10 protein-coding genes and 2 pseudogenes are annotated in these 14,749 nt (G+C 61.9%); 4 read left to right on the top strand and 8 right to left on the bottom strand.

Translation table 11 applies throughout. The features are described 5' to 3' along the window. Nucleotides 1-18: 18 nt before the first annotated feature. Nucleotides 19-414, top strand: a complete 396-nt coding sequence (locus E8E75_RS19090; RefSeq protein ID WP_077524693.1) for a YkgJ family cysteine cluster protein — start codon at nt 19-21, stop codon at nt 412-414. A gap of 42 nt (nt 415-456) precedes the next feature. On the opposite strand, the gene E8E75_RS19085 is transcribed toward E8E75_RS19090, so the two are convergent. The 3 genes from E8E75_RS19085 to cptA all read right to left on the bottom strand — a co-directional run bounded on the left by E8E75_RS19085 (nt 457) and on the right by cptA (nt 4,430). After that, nucleotides 457-1,386 carry a pentapeptide repeat-containing protein gene (locus E8E75_RS19085; protein ID WP_120654115.1) on the bottom strand — a complete coding sequence of 310 codons (930 nt, stop codon included), beginning with the start codon at nt 1,384-1,386 and terminating at the stop codon, nt 457-459. Nucleotides 1,387-1,660: 274 nt separating this feature from the next. After that, nucleotides 1,661-2,575: a DUF808 domain-containing protein gene (locus E8E75_RS19080; RefSeq protein ID WP_120654114.1), complete on the bottom strand. Its 915-nt coding sequence runs from the start codon at nt 2,573-2,575 to the stop codon at nt 1,661-1,663. Between the two features lie 76 nt (nt 2,576-2,651). Further along, entirely contained in the window at nt 2,652-4,430 is a 1,779-nt protein-coding gene (gene cptA, locus E8E75_RS19075) for a phosphoethanolamine transferase CptA (RefSeq protein WP_153918206.1), read from the bottom strand. Nucleotides 4,431-4,751: 321 nt separating this feature from the next. On the opposite strand from cptA, the gene E8E75_RS19070 reads away from it, so the two are divergent. Further along, nucleotides 4,752-6,509 carry a carboxylesterase family protein gene (locus E8E75_RS19070; protein WP_153918209.1) on the top strand — a complete coding sequence of 586 codons (1,758 nt, stop codon included), beginning with the start codon at nt 4,752-4,754 and terminating at the stop codon, nt 6,507-6,509. A gap of 436 nt (nt 6,510-6,945) precedes the next feature. Here E8E75_RS19070 and E8E75_RS19065 read toward each other — a convergent pair. The 5 genes and pseudogenes from E8E75_RS19065 to thiI form a co-directional block, all read right to left on the bottom strand. Continuing rightward, nucleotides 6,946-7,395: pseudogene (locus E8E75_RS19065) on the bottom strand (CsgG/HfaB family protein); the annotation flags it as partial. Next, entirely contained in the window at nt 7,302-7,646 is a 345-nt protein-coding gene (locus tag E8E75_RS19060) for a DUF637 domain-containing protein (protein WP_280359661.1), read from the bottom strand. The pseudogene E8E75_RS19065 and the gene E8E75_RS19060, both read right to left, overlap by 94 nt. A gap of 146 nt (nt 7,647-7,792) precedes the next feature. Further along, nucleotides 7,793-7,948 (bottom strand): annotated as a pseudogene (locus E8E75_RS19055) (hypothetical protein); the annotation flags it as partial. A gap of 345 nt (nt 7,949-8,293) precedes the next feature. Continuing rightward, a complete protein-coding gene (typA, locus tag E8E75_RS19050) occupies nt 8,294-10,111 on the bottom strand; it encodes a translational GTPase TypA (protein WP_120654110.1) in 1,818 nt (605 codons plus the stop codon). A gap of 126 nt (nt 10,112-10,237) precedes the next feature. Further along, nucleotides 10,238-11,692: a tRNA uracil 4-sulfurtransferase ThiI gene (gene thiI, locus E8E75_RS19045; protein ID WP_120654109.1), complete on the bottom strand. Its 1,455-nt coding sequence runs from the start codon at nt 11,690-11,692 to the stop codon at nt 10,238-10,240. A 331-nt stretch (nt 11,693-12,023) separates the two neighbouring features. Here thiI and glnA point away from each other — a divergent pair, with 331 nt between their 5' ends. Further along, nucleotides 12,024-13,427, top strand: coding sequence for a glutamate--ammonia ligase (gene glnA / locus E8E75_RS19040; RefSeq protein ID WP_120654108.1), 1,404 nt, complete (start codon nt 12,024-12,026; stop codon nt 13,425-13,427). 157 nt (nt 13,428-13,584) lie between these two features. Continuing rightward, the coding region (locus E8E75_RS19035; RefSeq protein WP_280358009.1) for an ISL3 family transposase at nt 13,585-14,749 on the top strand (1,165 nt) is incomplete at its 3' end.

The following is a 14,749-nucleotide window of genomic DNA, read 5'->3' as shown; positions in this document are numbered from 1 at the left end:
CTAGCCTGCTCGCCGACCATGAAGACCATGATGATCGTCGGTGCCGACCTCGACCGGACGGACACCTGGATCAAATACGAAAAGACCATGTGCCACGCATGCGTTTCCAGCTGCTGCACCATGCCGGTCGAAGCGCGCCTGAACGACTTGATCCGCCTGGAACTGGTGGCCGAGTTCGAGCGTGGCGAACCGCCGAAGAACATCGCGAAAAGGCTGATGAAGGACGGCGTGGTGGAGCGCTTCAACCAGAAGTCCGGCATTTTCACGCTCACCCGCATGGGCAACAACGATTGCTACTTCCTCGACCGCAAGAGTCGCCTGTGCACCGTGTACGACAAGCGCCCGGATACCTGCCGAAACCACCCGAGAATCGGCCCGCGCCCCGGCTACTGCGCGTTCAAGCCGAAGGACTGATTTCCAGGTTTTTCAGCAATAAGCCGTCTTTCGGACAAAGCCTCAGCGCGTCATCTTCTTCACGAACACCACCACGAACAGCGCCATGGTGAAGCTGCCGACGAAGGCCTCGAAGGCAGCCAGCGGTCGCGACAAGCCAAGCGGCGCGATGTCGCCGTAGCCGAGCGTGGTGAAGGTCACCACGCTGAAGTACATGCAGGCGCCCAGCTCCTCGAGGTTGGTCAACAGGTCCTGCTCCAGGGAAAAGGCCAGCCGCACATCGCCGTGGTGAATCCCCGTCAGGAAATAAAGCAGCGCGCAGAACAGCACGAAGCCCAGGGAAAACAGCACCACGCGCAGGGGCTGCTCGCCGTAGCCGCAGAACAGGTCCACCAGCCAGGAAAACAGCCGCTGGGCTGACCAACGCGGCATTTGCAGGCGGCGCATGACCATTTCGCGATAGAAAAAGCGCCCCGCTTCCTCGAACAACCCGGCCTTCTCCAGATGAATGCGCAGGTTGCGATAGACCTCCTCGGCCTGTTGCAGGAAGTCCAGCATCAACGCCGGCTGCCTGTTCTTGCAGGCGTCACGGGCCTCGCGTTCCTGTAGCACCCGCTCGTCCCAGACCACGTTATCCAGACGGGCACCGTCGAGCTTCACCCCGAGCAGATTGGCGTCACGCAGGTCGGCGCAGTGCAGGTTGGCATCACGTAGATCGGCCTTCATCAGCGAGGCGCCGCGCAGGTTTATGGCGAACAGATGGGCACCGCGCAAATTGGCGCGGTAGAAATCGCTTCCGGAAAGGTCGTACCCGGTGTGGCTGCCACGGTGCACCAGATCGAGGCCCGCCAACTGGCATTTCTTCAGGCAGAAACCGCGCATCGGCATACCGCTGCGGGCCCGCGCCTCCAAGGCCGAGCCGAGTTCGGGCGCTTGCGACTTGTCCTGTTTGGCATCCCGCCAGAAGTCGTCCTCAGGTGGGATGTCGAGCATGTTGGCAAACCCGGGGTACGGATTTTCAGCCTAGCCCAAAGCCCCAGGAATCGCGCCGCATCAGCGTCGAAACACTGTGGCGGGATTTCAATGGCTATGTCTGCATTGCCCGTAGGAGCTGGCTTGCCAGCGAATGGCCGCGTTTCGCTGGCAAGCCAGCTCCTACAAGGCTCTTGGCCCGATGGTCAATTTCTCGCAACAGCTAACGCAGACAGAGCCAATTCAATCGCCAAAGGCGGCGCATCTGCCCTTGGCCCCCCGTACAGCCAATAGTTCAGCCCTTCACGGCCGACAGCACCTTCTTCACCAGGCTCACCCCGGCCAGAACCAGCGCACCGGCAGCGATACCTGCCAGGCCATCCACCAGAATCTGTACCAGCCAGGCAAAGCCGCCAACCGCGGCCAGCACCGGCTCCAGCAGATGATGGGCCGCAGGGATGCCGTGGAGGATGATGCTGCCCCCCACCAGGAACATTGCAGCGGTTCCCAGTACCGACAGCCCCTTCATCATCCAGGGTGCGGCGGCAAGGATGGCGCGGCCGATGGCCTGTGCCGTCGAGCTGGCCTGGCGCACCAGGTAGAAACCGAGGTCATCCAGCTTGACGATGCCGGCCACCAGGCCATACACGCCCACCGTCATGATCAGCGCGATGCCCACGAGAACCGCCACCTGCCTGCCGAAGGCGGCATCGGCCACCGTCCCCAGGGTGATGACAATGATTTCGGCGGAAAGGATGAAATCGGTGCGGATGGCGCCCTTGATCTTTTCCTTCTCCATGGCCACCAGATCCACTTCCGGGTTGGCCACGGCCTCGGCCAGCTCCGCATGGTGCTGCGCGTCTTCCTCGTCGCTGTGCAGCCACTTGTGCGCCAGCTTCTCGAAGCCTTCGAAGCAGAGGAAAGCGCCGCCCAGCATCAACAGCGGGATCACCGCCCAGGGAATGAAGGCGCTGATCAGCAGGGCTGCGGGCACCAGGATGGCCTTGTTCACCAGGGAACCCTTGGCCACCGCCCAGACCACCGGCAACTCGCGCTCGGCCCGCACGCCGCTGACCTGCTGGGCGTTCAGCGCCAGGTCATCGCCCAGGACACCCGCGGTTTTCTTCGCGGCGACTTTGGTCATTACCGAGACGTCATCGAGCAGGGTCGCGATGTCGTCGATCAGGGTCAGCAGGCTGGCTCCGGCCATGGGATGTCCTTGCAGAGGGAGTGACGGGGCGCCGTAGTCCGGCGAAGGCGAACTACAGACAAAAACGCCCCGGCGGTCAACCCGGCGGAGCCTTTCTGCCAGTCGGTTCACGCTCCCCGCTGACCACTTCCATATCGGGCGCCTTGGTTTTGGGCTTGATCAGGCTGAAGTCGATCAGCGTCTTCGGCTGATAGGGGTCGCCGATCAGCAACGGGCGCGGCTGGAAGCGGGCATTGACCACACTGCGACTGGGGTCGAAGTCATCGAAGCCGATACCGGCCAGATCCGCCCAGGTATGGATGAAGCTGGAGCTGCTGTAGGGCCGCTGCAGGCTGGAGGACAGCTCCCGTGGATGGGCGGCTCGCCATTGCGGGGAGCGCCAAAGCATGAAGGGGATGGTGTACATGGGCGCGGTAGGCGCCGCCTCATTGCGCCCCAGGACGTCCGGCTGCTCAGGGTCGAACACCGCCTCACCGTGGTCGGAGAGGTAGAGCAGGAAGCCGTTGGAGTTACTGCCGGAGAAGCGCTCGATCAGGCTGGAAACCACGTGGTCGTTGAAGAGCACGGCATTGTCGTAACTGTTGTAGGTGGGCAGCTGATCGTCGGTGACCGAGTCCGGAACGCCCTGGCGATCGGTAAAGCGGTCGTACTCCGGCGGATAGCGGTACTGGTAGCTCATGTGGGTGCCCAGCAGGTGCACCACGATGAATTTGCGCGGCGCAGGGTCGGCCAGCACCTTCTCGAACGGCGGGAGCACGTCGTCGTCGTACTGGCGCGCGTTCTGGTTGCGGTTGTTGTTCAGGTAGAACTGCTCGTCCGCCTGCTTGGAGAAGGTGGTGAGCATGGTGTTGCGCTTGGTCAGGGTCTGCTGGTTGGTGATCCAGTAGGTCTTGTACCCGGCCTGCTTCATCATGTTCAGCAGCGAAGGCTTGGTCAGATAGAGGTCTGGATTGCGCTCGTCGGCGAAGGTCAGAACCTGCTGCAGGGCTTCGATGGTGTAGGGGCGCGGTGTGATGACGTTGTCGAAGACGTCCAGCTGGTCACGGATGCGGTCGAGCTTCGGCGTGGTCGCACGCGGATAGCCATAGAGGCTCATCCGCTGACGATTGGTGGATTCGCCGATCACCAGCACCAGGGTCGCCGGCAGCCCGGCATTGGCGTCCTGCAGGTTGGCCAGGGGAGCGATATTGGCGCTGTTCTCCAGCAAGTCATGCATGTCCGCCAGTTGTTGGCGGTATTGGCGATAGCCGACCAGCAACTGCCAGGGCACTGCCGGCTCCATGCGCTTCTCGAAACTGTCGCGCGCCGCCGCGAAGGTATCGTTGCCAAGTCCCTGCTTGACCGCCGGATAGCCCACCAGCGCCGCCAGCAGTGCCAGGCTCGCAACCATCGCCTTGTTTCGTGGCAGATAGACCGGACGCAGCCGCGTCCAAAGCAATACACCGCCCAGTGCATAGCCAAGAAACGCCGGCACCATCCACCAGGCGAAGTACTGGGCCAGGTATTCCGAGCCTTCGGCCACGTTCGATTCGAACATGATGAAGATGACGCTCTGGGAGAACTCCTGGCCGTATACCAGGAAGTAACCGAAGGCCGGCAGAGAGGCCAGCCAGAGTAGCCCGCCGATGACCGCCGCGACGGTCCGCGTGCGCCCCGGGAACAACAGCACCGGGATCAGCCACAGTCCGCTCAGCAGGAACGCCTGGCGAAAGCCGGTGAAGCCGCTGGTACCGGTGACCTGAATCAGGAGCTGCGTGACACCCGAGAAATACCAGAAGAAGAGAAAGAGCCAGCCGAGCCCGGCCCAGTCGAACCGACGCTCGCCAGTGTTGTTTAGATCGAACTTCATAGACATCCGCCCTAGTCGAGCCTTGACCAGTCCATCTGATCGAAAAGCAGGGAATATGACTGTGAATGTGTGAAAAGTTCGTCAAAGGCCGGCGGTTTTGGTCAGAAATTCGCCAGCTTCGGTTCATTCCTCCGACACGACATGTGACCAACCGGTCAGCGGTTCGGGGGGCTCCAGCGTTTGACCGAAGGGCACAGCCTGACTAGTACTGGCACCCGAGTGCCATATCCGTATTCGGGATTCGCAGTTGGACTCACATGGACCCGACGGCGGGGCTAGAACAGTCAGCGCTCCGCCAATCCAGTGGCTCGAATCGAGATAACAACAATGAATTCGATTGCAAAGCTGCGTTTCCGTGGCTGCCTGTTCGGCAGCTCGATACTGGTGCTTTCCGCCCTCTCCCAGCTGAGTCAAGGCGCCGACAACCAGTCCCTCACACGCTCGATCACTTCCCTGGGCGGCGCTCAAGTGCAGGGCGTGACTGATGCCAACAACACCCAGTCCTGGCGCGCCATTCCCTATGCGGCGCCGCCCGTTGGGGAGCTGCGCTGGAAGGCACCGCGCGATCCCGCGACCTGGAACGGTGTGCGCCCTTCAGGCCAGTTCGCCAGCATCTGCCCGCAGCTCGGCAGCTTCTTCGGCGCACCCGACCCGGCCACCTTCGGCCAGCCAATAGGCTCGGAAGATTGCCTCTACCTCAATGTCTGGCGACCAAAGAGCACTGAAAGCAACCTGCCCGTGCTGTTCTGGATACACGGCGGCTCGAACCTCAAGGGTGCTGGCTCGGAACTGCTCTACAACGGCGCCAACTTCGCCCGCAACGCCAACGCGGTGGTGGTGACGGTGAACTACCGCCTCGGCAGCCTGGGCTGGCTGTACAACTCCGCCCTGCAAGAAGGCAACGCCAAAGACGACTCTGGTAACTACGTAACCCTGGACCTGATCAAGGGCCTGGAATGGGTGCGAGACAACATCGCCCAGTTCGGCGGCAATCCGAACAGCGTCACCATCGCCGGGCAATCCGCCGGCTGCATCAATGCCTGGGGCCTGTTGCAATCACCCCTGGCCGATTCGCTGGTGGACCGAATGATCTGCATGTCCGGCCTGCCCAACGCCTACCCCAAGGCCCTGGGCGAGCTGCAATCCAACGACATGATCGACGGCCTGCTGGTGGAGAAGGGCTATGCCAGCGACAAGCTGCAGGCGGCGGCCTATCGCGCAAGCCAGGGCCCGACCTGGGTTCGCAGCTTCCTGAGGGGGCTGCCGGCGGCCGACATCGTGCGCCATACGCCGACGCCCGTTGTCATGGGCCACTTCACCGACGGCCACGTGATTCCCTGGGCCGGCTACGTCGACCTCATCGCCGGCGGCTACCACAAGGTGCCGATGATCCTCGGCACCACCAAGGACGAAGGCACCTACTTCGCCGGCGAACTGCTCCGCTACTACAAACCCAGCCACGCGCAGATGTGGGACATGGTCAACAACCAGAACCCTGCCAGCCTCGCCATCACCGACATCGTCAAACCGGAGCTCTACCCCACCTACCGCCCGGTGCACCGCGCCCTGAGCCTGGGCGTGGACCTGACGGTGGACAACATCTGCCGCTACCTGCGCCTGCTGCAAGGCAGCATCTACCGCTACAACTTCGACTGGGACGACTCGCCAGCCCCCTGGCAGGAAGCCTTCGGCGCAGTGCACGGCATGGACCTGCCCTTCCTCTTCGGTAACTTCCCCGTGGCACCGCAGCAGGACCTGCTGCGCTTCATCAGCACCACCGCCAACCAAGGCCAGCGCACCGCGCTATCCGCCAAGTTCACCCAGTACACGTCCCAATTCATGCGCACCGGCAACCCCAACAAGGCCTTCGATGCCCTGCCCGACTGGTACGACTGGTCGAACTTCTGGATCTTCCAGAAACGCCTGATCCTGGATAACACGGTGAAGACCAGCTCACACGACGTCTGGCTATCGGACATGAACAACGCACTGAACCAGCTCGGCACCGATGACCGGCAGAGGGTGCTGGATGTGATGGCGGGGCAGCAGGTTCAGTTGGAGGATGCAGACGTGTCTTACGAATGACCGGAATTGACCACGCAGCGCTTGTCAAAGTGTCGCGCGTTCGGGAAGGGGACGAACACGGCACCTGTGCGTACCGGTCTTTTCAGGTTGGTGCAGAGCGCAGCGAAGCCCAACGTTTGACGGACGAGTTGGTGGGTTTCGTGTCTGCGAGAGAGGGGACTAGATTCTCTCTCCATGGACAGATAAAGCCTGCTCTTCCCCCCAAATTGGAGTAGGGAGAATAAATCTGTCCCCATTTCCGTCCGACGACGGCAGCCACCCGCGCTGGTGGAAAGCGCGCTGGACAGCGGGGAGAAGGCGGTGCTGCGGTTGCTGGATGCAGCGAACTAAAGAACTGCCCCCATAAAGAGGCCCCCGCCGAGGTGATTCGGCGGGGGCTTGCTTCATAGAGCCACGATGCCCTAGTCGGTCATGTAGTGGGGTGATTCCATACGCATCACAGGAGCTCCTCTGTCTGGCGAGCCACCGTTGCCCAGCTGCCACTGTCCAACGCCTTCGCCAACGCCTCGACGGCTTCGCGGATGGCCAGATCCAGCACCTTCCCGTTCAAGGTGGAGTCGTAACTGGCCGTGCCGCCGAACCCGATGATCTCGCGGTTCGACAACGAGTACTCGCCGGCGCCCTGCGTGGAATAGACGACTTCCGACGTGGACACATCGACGATATTCAGGTCGACCTTGGCATACGCCACCTGGGACTTGCCGCGCCCGAGAATGCCGAACAGCTGGCGGTCGCCGACTTCCTTTCGGCCGAACTCGGTCACATCGCCAGTCGCCACAAAACGAGCGCCCTTCAAACGCTGGGCCTCGCCCGTGATCGAAGCTTCGAGCCGGCTTTCCGCGAGGTTGTCCCGGTCCAGGACATTGAATCGGCTGGATTGCTGCAGACCCACTTGTCTTCGGTGAAGTCGCCCACGGCGCAGAAGGCGGCTGCGGCCAGGGTGTTGTAAAGCGCGCCCTGCAAGGCATCCCTGAACGAAGCATCACGCCCCATCAGCTTGTTCAGCGCCGCCGCTGTGCCGCTCTGGGCCAGTTGGTTGCCGGCGAAGTTGCCGACGCCTTCCAGCGTCCCCAGATCGACGTTATTGACCTTGTCCGCGAAGGTGTTGGTCTGGGTCCCGAACAACTTGTCGAAAATGTCGCCAGTGAGGGCGATGGCACTGACATCGCGCCCGGCGACTCAAAGGCGCACCAGCCTGGGCGCCTTTGACGGTCAAATCGATTGGTTTGTTAATGAACGGAAGCAGCCCAGCATGAAGCCAGACCCGGAACTATCTGTATGCAAGCCGGCGCGGCGGCTTCCACACCTTTGCCTGGAAGCTGTTGCAGTTCTTCCAGCCGCTTCTGCTGCTCCTGCAGCAGGCGCTCCTGGCGGTCGCGGATCAGGTCGCGATCGCCGGGTGACACATCGGCGCTGGCCAGACCGTGGGCGCCGACCATGAACAGGTTGAGTACTACGACACCCAATTTCAGGGGACGCACGCTGGGCAGTTCCTTGGCAATGGACCGGGAATGGAAAAGGGCGCCATTGAAAACAACTGAGCCGGTGCGGTATGCCGGCGAACCCTGATTAGGTGGCTGGAAATTTCCTGATTGATTGTATGAAGCCCTGACCCGGGGCCTCGGCATGTCGCACCAGCACCCCTGACAGGTGCGCACGACGAGCGCTGCGGCACGAAGCGAGCGCACGAAGACTGAAAGCTGAGCCTTCCGGGCCGACCTTGCCCAAAACGAAAACGCCCCCGCAGGCAGGGCCGGCGGGGGCGATTTCAGCAGCGGGTCGAGTTAGACCTTGGTGCGCTCGTAGCGCTTGCGGTCGTTCTCGTTCAGCATTTTCTTGCGCAGGCGGATGGACTTCGGAGTCACTTCCACCAGCTCGTCGTCGGCGATGAATTCCAGCGCCTGTTCCAGGGTGAACTTGATCGGCGGAACCAGGGCGATGACTTCGTCCTTGCCGGAAGCGCGCATGTTGTCGAGCTTCTTGCCCTTGGTGGGGTTGATCACCAGGTCGTTGTCACGGCTGTTGATACCGCACAGCTGGCCTTCGTAGATCTCGTCGCCCGGGGCGAGGAACAGCTTGCCGCGGCTCTGCAGGGTTTCCAGCGAGTAGGTCAGTGCGGTGCCAGTGGCCATGGAGACCAGTACGCCGTTCTGACGGTTGCTGACTTCGCCAGCCTTGATCGGGCCGTAGTGGCTGAAGGTCGAGGTCAGGATGCCGGTACCCGAGGTCAGGGTCAGGAAGTTGTTACGGAAGCCGATCAGGCCACGCGCCGGGATGGTGTATTCCAGGCGAACGCGGCCCTTGCCGTCGGGGATCATGTTGGTGAGATCGCCCTTGCGCAGGCCCATCTGCTCCATCACGGAGCCCTGGTGCTGCTCTTCGATGTCGATGGTGACGTTCTCGTAAGGCTCCTGCTTCTCGCCGTCCTTCTCGATGATCACCACTTCCGGACGGCCAACGGCCATCTCGAAGCCTTCGCGGCGCATGGTTTCGATCAGTACGGAGAGGTGCAGCTCGCCACGACCGGAGACTTTGAACTTCTCGGCGGATTCGCCGGCTTCAACGCGCAGGGCGACGTTGTGCAGCAGTTCCTTGTCCAGTCGGTCCTTGATGTTGCGGCTGGTGACGAACTTGCCTTCCTTGCCGGCGAACGGCGAGTCGTTGACCTGGAAGGTCATGCTCACGGTCGGCTGGTCAACGGTCAGCGGCGGACGCGCTTCGACGTTCTGCGGGTCGCACAGGGTGTCAGAGATGAACAGTTCTTCCATGCCGCTGACGCAGACGATGTCGCCGGCTTCGGCTTCAGCCACTTCCACGCGCTGCAGGCCGGAGTGGCCCATGATTTTCAGGATACGGCCGTTGCGCTTGGTGCCGTCGTCGCTCACGGCGACGACCTGGGTGTTGGCCTTGACGCGGCCACGGGCGATACGGCCGATGCCGATCACACCGAGGAAGCTGTTGTAGTCCAGCTGGGAAATCTGCATCTGGAACGGACCGTCGACGTCTACGTCCGGTACCGGCACGTGGTCGATGATGGCCTGGAACAGGGCGTCCATGTTGTCGTCCATCTTCTCGTGGTCCAGACCGGCGATGCCGTTCAGGGCGCTGGCATAGACGATCGGGAAGTCCAGCTGCTCGTCGGTGGCGCCGAGGTTGTCGAACAGGTCGAAGATCTGGTCGATGACCCAGTCAGGACGCGCGCCCGGACGGTCGATCTTGTTCACCACCACGATCGGACGCAGGCCGGCCTTGAAGGCCTTCTGGGTCACGAAGCGGGTCTGCGGCATGGGGCCGTCCTGGGCGTCGACCACCAGCAGTACGGAGTCCACCATGGACATCACGCGCTCAACCTCACCGCCGAAGTCGGCGTGGCCGGGGGTGTCCACGATGTTGATGTTGTAGCCGTTCCATTTGATGGCGGTGTTCTTCGCCAGGATGGTGATGCCGCGCTCTTTTTCCTGGTCGTTGGAGTCCATCACGCGCTCGCTTTCCGCTTCTTTGCGGTCGAGGGTGCCGGACAGCTTCAGGAGCTTGTCCACCAGGGTGGTCTTGCCATGGTCGACGTGGGCGATGATGGCGATATTGCGGAGTTTTTCGATCACGTTTGTATCTCGATCAGAGGATTCGGTTTGCCGCGAAGTCTATGCGGCGCAGATGAATGAACTGCGACTCAGGGCCGGCAATCGGGAGGGCGGTGGCGGATGCTGCCGCCGAACAGCCCGGGTTGCTTAGGCCGGGCGATAAACGCGCACATTGGCGTGCCCCTCGCTGAGCAAGTGGTGAGCATGCAGGCGGCTCATTACGCCCTTGTCGCAATACAGGAGGTACTGGCGATTGGCGTCCAGTTCCTTGAATCGGTTGTTGACCGCATAGAACGGCAGCGCCTGCACTTCGATGCCAGGCAACTCCAAAGGGTCGTCTTCCTGAGCATCGGGGTGACGGATGTCGATGACGATCTGTCCCGGCAGGGCTTCGCACACTTCTTCCACGGCTACATCCTGGCCCAGTTCATCGATCACGCGATCGATGGGCACCAGCCGAGCACGCTCCAGGGCGCGCTCGAGGATGGCCATGTCGAACTGTTCTTCCTCGTGCTCGATGCGACCGGGCTTGGCCTTGGTGGTCGGGTTCACCGAGATCACGCCGCAGTATTCGGGCATGTGCTTGGCGAACTCGGCAGTGCCAATGCGAGTGGCAGTGTCGATGATGTCCTGCTTGTGGCTGGCGATCAGCGGACGCAGCACCAGCATGTCAGTGGCCGAATCGATCACCGAGAGGTTGGGCAGGGTCTGGCTGGATACCTGGGAAATGGCTTCGCCGGTCACCAGTGCATCCAGGGTCAGCTTGCGCGCCATGTGAGTCGAGGCGCGCAGCATCATCCGTTTGAGCACCACGCCCATCTGGCTGTTGTCGACCTTGCTGAGGATTTCGCCGACCACTTCCTCGAAGGGCACGCTGATGAATAGCACGCGCTGGGAACGGCCGAATTTCTCCCACAGGTAGTGGGCCACTTCCATCACGCCCAGTTCGTGGGCACGCCCGCCCAGATTGAAGAAGCAGAAGTGGGTCATCAGGCCGCGACGCATCATCTGATAGGCGGCGACGGTGGAGTCGAAGCCGCCGGACATCAGTACGAGGGTCTGTTCCAGGGAACCAAGCGGATAGCCGCCCATGCCGTTGTGCTGGTGGTGGATGACGAACAGGCGCTGGTCGCGCACTTCCATCCGCACTTCCACTTCCGGGTTCTTCAGCGAGATGCCGGCTGCGTTGCACTCCTGGCGCAGGCGGCTGCCGACATGGCGCTCCAGCTCCATGGAGGTGAATTCGTGCTTGCCGGCGCGCTTGCAGCGCACGGCGAAAATCTTGCCGGGGATCTGGTCGGCGTAGTGCAGCTTGCACTTTTCCAGTACGTCGTCGAAGTCGCCCAGCGGGTACTCGTGCACTTCCAGGAAGTGCGTGATGCCCGGGGTGCAAGTGAGCCGCTCGATCATCTCGCGCAGCAGCTTCGGCTCGGTCTGCCGCGTCTGCACTTCCAGGTTGTCCCAAACGCCGGTCACCTCAAGCTCCGGGTCCAGGTCTTTAAGGACCGCGCGGATGTTCTTCGAGAGCTGGCGGATGAAATGCTTGCGCACCGGCCGGCTCTTGATGGTGATTTCCGGGAAGACTTTGACGATGAGTTTCATGAAAACAGCGCTTGCGACGGCGGCCGAAAAAGAGGGGCGCGGATTATAGCGGAAATTGTTCAAGGTTTGACCAAAATCATTCAGCAAAGCTTTCTCTGCACCAAATTGGATCACGCGCACCACGCATGGCACGAAAACGGTGCGCAAAACTGTGCACAAACGGAGCGAAGCCCCCGCCAGCCGCGAGTTTAGGGCCATCTGCCCATTCCGGGGCACTGGCACGCAATTTGCTCCCTTGTGAGGCAGGTCGCCCTGGCGGACTATCCCGCTCCGGCTTCACCCCGATTTTTTGGGAGGCAAGGTCCCTGCCCCCAACCACCTGGAGGACAACATGTCGAAGTCGCTTCAACTGATTAAAGAACACGACGTGAAGTGGATTGATCTGCGCTTCACCGATACCAAAGGCAAGCAGCAGCACGTGACCATGCCGGCCCGTGACGCCGATGACGATTTCTTCGAACACGGCAAGATGTTCGACGGCTCCTCCATCGAAGGTTGGAAAGGCATCGAAGCCTCCGACATGATCCTGCTCCCGGACGACAGCACCGCCGTTCTGGACCCGTTCACCGAAGAGCCGACCGTGATCCTGGTCTGCGACATCATCGAGCCGAGCACCATGCAAGGCTACGATCGCGACCCGCGCGCCATTGCCCGCCGCGCCGAGGAGTTCCTCAAGACCACCGGCATCGGTGACACCGTATTCGTAGGCCCGGAGCCGGAGTTCTTCATCTTCGACGAAGTGAAGTTCAAGTCCGACATTTCCGGTTCCATGTTCAAGATCTTCTCCGAGCAGGCTTCCTGGAACACCGACGCTGACATCGAAGGCGGCAACAAAGGCCACCGTCCGGGCGTCAAAGGCGGCTACTTCCCGGTACCGCCGGTCGACCACGACCACGAAATCCGCACCGCCATGTGCAACGCACTGGAAGAAATGGGCCTGGTCGTGGAAGTTCACCACCACGAAGTGGCGACTGCCGGCCAGAACGAAATCGGCGTGAAGTTCAACACCCTGGTTGCCAAGGCTGACGAAGTTCAGACCCTGAAATACTGCGTGCACAACGTGGCTGACGCTTACGGCAAGACCGTGACCTTCATGCCGAAGCCGCTGTACGGCGACAACGGTTCGGGCATGCACGTTCACATGTCCATCTCCAAAGATGGCAAGAATACCTTCGCTGGCGAAGGCTATGCCGGCCTGTCCGACACCGCCCTGTACTTCATCGGCGGCATCATCAAGCACGGCAAGGCCCTGAACGGCTTCACCAACCCGTCGACCAACTCCTACAAGCGTCTGGTCCCGGGCTTCGAAGCCCCGGTAATGCTGGCCTACTCCGCCCGCAACCGCTCCGCCTCGATCCGTATCCCGTACGTGAACAGCCCGAAAGCCCGCCGTATCGAAGCGCGCTTCCCGGACCCGGCTGCCAACCCCTACCTGTGCTTCGCAGCTCTGCTGATGGCCGGTCTGGACGGTATCCAGAACAAGATTCACCCCGGCGATGCCGCTGACAAGAACCTGTATGACCTGCCGCCGGAAGAGGCCAAGGAAATCCCGCAGGTTTGCGGCAGCCTGAAAGAAGCCCTGGAAGAGCTGGACAAGGGCCGCGCGTTCCTGACCAAGGGCGGCGTGTTCAGCGACGACTTCATCGATGCCTACATCGAGCTGAAGAGCGAAGAAGAAATCAAGGTGCGCACCTTCGTGCACCCGCTGGAATACGACCTGTACTACAGCGTCTGATCCACGAATACCTATAAATAGCGTCAACATTAAGGCCTCCCTCGGGAGGCCTTTTTTAGGTTCTTCGCGGAGTCTGGGGGAAGAGCGCGTTGACAGTCAGGGAAGTGGGTAAATTGGCAGTCGCCAAACGAACCAACCCCCATTCCCTGCTGCCGCCGTGCATCCTATTGATCTTGCCCAGTTCTGGCCAGGCTACGAAGTCGTCGCCTGTCGCCCCTCTGCCGACAACACCCTGCTGATCGAACTCAAGCCTCAAGCCGACGCCATCCCCGAATGTGGGGGCTGTGGCCAAGCTTGTCCGCTGATCCATGAGCGCCGACTGCGTCGGGTGCGCGATCGGGATTTGTTGGATCAGCGCGTTCTGCTCCAGGTGCCAGTGCGCCGCGTCGATTGTCTGCGATGTGGGCGGGTGACCGAGCGGATCGCCTGGCTGGCGCCGGCGTCACGCCTGACGCGGCGCTTGCAGGCCTGGCTCGAGGCTTTGCTGCAACTGCTGCCGATCAGCCACGTCAGCCGCCTCACCGGCCTGCATTGGCACACGCTCAAGCAGCTCGACAAACGTCGCCTGGATGCCGCCGTCGGCACCTTCGAGCCGGGTGATGTGCGTCACCTGGTGATGGACGAGTTCGCCCTGCACAAAGGCCATCGCTACGCCACGGTGATCATGGATGCCGAGCGCACGCGGGTGCTGTGGGTCGGTCATGGCAACAGCCGCGAGGCGATCCGCCCATTCTTTGAGTTACTGGGCGAGCACTGCCAACGGATCGAAGCGGTGGCGATGGACATGAACACCGCCTTCGACCTGGAGGTGCAGCGGCATTGCCCGCAGGCCGAAGTGGTGTACGACCTGTTTCATGTGGTGGCGCGCTACGGCCGCGAGGTGATCGACCGGATCCGCGTCGACCAGGCCAACCGCCTGCGCGAGGACAAGCCGGCGCGCAAGGTGGTCAAGCAGAGCCGCTGGCTGTTGCTGCGCAATCGCGAAAACCTGAAGGACGGGCAGGCCGTGCAGTTGCAGGAGTTGCTCGACGCCAACCAGCCGCTGGCCACGGTCTACCTGCTCAAGGATGCGTTAAAGGAAGTCTGGTACGCCCCCACTGTGCGGGAGGGCTGGCGGCGCTGGCGAAGTTGGCTACGGCATGCTCGGGACAGCGGTCTGGCGCCGCTCCAACGCTTTGCCCGGAATCTGCGCAAATACGCCCGGGGCATCCTGGCCAGCGCCCGCTTCCCCCTGCACACCAGCGTCCTCGAAGGCGTGAACAACCGCATCAAGGTGATCAAGCGGATGGCCTATGGCTTCCGGGACTCCAACTACTTCTTCC

The organism is Pseudomonas sp. BN606 (genome assembly GCF_029873115.1).
Classification (GTDB): domain Bacteria; phylum Pseudomonadota; class Gammaproteobacteria; order Pseudomonadales; family Pseudomonadaceae; genus Metapseudomonas.
The sequence above is the reverse complement of the archived record's forward strand: the minus strand, read 5'-3'. Positions and strand labels throughout refer to the sequence as shown.